Origin of the sequence: Streptomyces sp. NBRC 110611, from assembly GCF_001590865.1 — a bacterium.
Taxonomy (GTDB): Bacteria; Actinomycetota; Actinomycetes; order Streptomycetales; family Streptomycetaceae; genus Streptomyces.
In genome coordinates, this window is the sequence record NZ_BBUY01000067.1 from 1 (window position 1) to 2,137 (window position 2,137).

2 protein-coding genes and 2 pseudogenes are annotated in these 2,137 nt (G+C 66.9%); 3 read left to right on the forward strand and 1 reads right to left on the reverse strand.

Annotation, left to right across the window (positions count from 1 at the left end):
- Positions 1-114: 114 nt before the first annotated feature.
- Positions 115-868 (forward strand): annotated as a pseudogene (locus tag AZE13_RS35260) (transposase family protein); the annotation flags it as partial.
- Between the two features lie 9 nt (positions 869-877).
- Here the strand turns inward: AZE13_RS35260 and AZE13_RS37400 are convergent.
- The gene (locus tag AZE13_RS37400) at positions 878-1,024 is read right to left on the reverse strand and encodes a hypothetical protein (RefSeq protein ID WP_181690552.1); all 147 of its coding nucleotides are present in this window, start codon (positions 1,022-1,024) and stop codon (positions 878-880) included.
- A gap of 284 nt (positions 1,025-1,308) precedes the next feature.
- On the opposite strand from AZE13_RS37400, the pseudogene AZE13_RS39545 reads away from it, so the two are divergent.
- Both AZE13_RS39545 and AZE13_RS39550 read left to right on the forward strand, forming a co-directional pair.
- A pseudogene (locus AZE13_RS39545) lies at positions 1,309-1,446 on the forward strand (IS3 family transposase); the annotation flags it as partial.
- A gap of 121 nt (positions 1,447-1,567) precedes the next feature.
- The gene (locus AZE13_RS39550) at positions 1,568-2,134 is read left to right on the forward strand and encodes a DDE-type integrase/transposase/recombinase (RefSeq protein ID WP_398780312.1); all 567 of its coding nucleotides are present in this window, start codon (positions 1,568-1,570) and stop codon (positions 2,132-2,134) included.
- Positions 2,135-2,137 lie beyond the last annotated feature (3 nt).

The window sequence follows — 2,137 nt, forward strand, 5'->3', positions numbered from 1 at the left end:
AGCCTTTTCAGCTCGGTCACCGATCGGATGACGGGGGTTGGGGCAGAACGGGCGGGGCCCCAGGGGTGTTGAGACAGATGTCTGACGTCTGAACTCATCACCCGAGGGGCCTCCTTGGTTACGTATCCTGCCGCACTGGATTGCTGCACGCACTGGTGGAGACGGTGACGATGCTGATCGTCCTTCGTGAGGGTGACCGCAGGTGCAAGCTACGTCCGTCCGGACGTGCCCTGGTCGCGCTGGTGTACCTGCGTCAGCACATCACCTTCGCCCAAATCGCGGCCGGCTTTGGAACCAGCGTCGGCACCGCCCACTGCTATGTCTGCTCCGTCGTCGCGCTGCTGGCCCGCCGGGCGCCGGGACCGACCCGGGCCCTGCGTGAGGCGAAGGAGCAGGCGGAGTATGTACTGATGGACGGCACCCTTGCGGAGTGCGACCGCGTCGGTGAAGGCCACGGCGACCACTCGGGAAAACATCGCCGTCACGGCGTGAACCTCCAGGTCATCACCGACCCGACGGCAGGATCGTGTGGAACTCCAGGGTGCTGCCCGGCCGCACCCATGACCTCGCCGCGGCCCGCACACACCGGATCATCAACACGACGTGTGTCCGACTCGGCGTCCCGGTCCTGGCGGTTCTGGGCTCCCTCGGTGCCGGTGGCACCTTCGCCGTTGCGCACCGCCGCCGTCCACGTCAAGAACTCGCCGTCCAGCAGTGGTCGTTGAACAGGGCCCAGACCCGGCTGCGCCATCCCGTCGAGCGGGGCATCGCCCGACTGAAGACCTGGCGAATCTTCCGCAAGGCACGATGCAGTCCCACCTGGCCCACCACAGCAACACGAGCCGTCCTCACCCTGGAGAGCTACCGCTCAAAAGGCTCATTGGGCGAGACTCCCTCCGGCTACCCGCCCCGACCAGCTTTTCGCCGGGTGCTCGGCGGTGAAGTCCCGGTCGACCAGGTCGGGGGCCTTGCCTGCAGCCGGGGCCACCGCGAAGATCACGTTCTTCGGGACAGGGCTTGCCAACCGTCACAGAAGGTAAACTTAACGGTGTTGAGCAGGGCCCAGCCTTGACAGCAAGAGAAGAGTGTCACACTATCTTTAGAAGGTGTATTGCTCTGCTCAAGAGGGCGGTGACCGCTCCTGACGGTGTCCGGAAGCGGGAGTGGGTGGCGAGGTTTGGGTGAGCCGTCGTGCGCCCTTTGCCTTTCAGAAGACCTCAGTGCCGCCACATCCGCGTCTATTCGTTGCAGTCACACCCCCTGATCCGGGTCAGGTGCCGGTCCGTCGGGTATATCTCGGTCGTGACCATGGCCTGCTACCGGTGCCGCGTCGCCCGGCAGGCGAAGGACGCGAGGCTCGCCGCGAGGATACGCCGGGTGTACCGGGACTCGGACGGCACCTACGGCGTCCCCAGGATCACCGCCGAGCTCCGCGACGGCGGCGAGAGGGTGAACCCACAAGCGCGTCGCCCGCGTTATTCGTTCCCTGGGCCTGGCCGGACTCCGCCTGCGCCGCAAGTGCCGCACCACCATCCCGGACCAGTCCGCGGTCAAAGCGCAGGACCTGATCGGCCGGGACTTCACCGCCGAGCGCCCGAACACCAAGTACGTCGGCGACATCACCTGCCTGCCCGTGGGCGGCGGGAAGTTCTGCTACCTGGCGGCCGTGATCGATCTGTGTTCGCGCCGTCTGGCCGACTGGGTGATCGCCGACCACATGCGGTCTGAACTTGTCGTCGACGCCCTGGCCGCGGCCGAGCGGGACCCGCGGCAGCCTCGCTGGCGCCGTCTTTCACACCGATCACGGGGCGCAGTACACCAGCCGGGCGTTCGCCGACGCCTGCCGGAAGGCCGGCGTGATCCAGGGCATGAGCGTGGTCGGGAGCCGGGCGGAAAACGCCGCCGCGGAGAGCTGAGAACGCGGCCTTCGAACGAGAGACGCTCCAGGGCCGCCGGGCTGGTCCAGCGAGCGCGAAGCACGACTCGTGGCGTTCCGGTTGCTGCACTGCTACAACACCGTCCGCCGCCACTCCCGCCTCGGACACTGCAGCCCGAACGACTACGAGACGGCACTCGGCACGACATCAACTACCCTCACAGAAGCTGCATAAGCCGTGTCCAGGATTCGGGGTGAAGG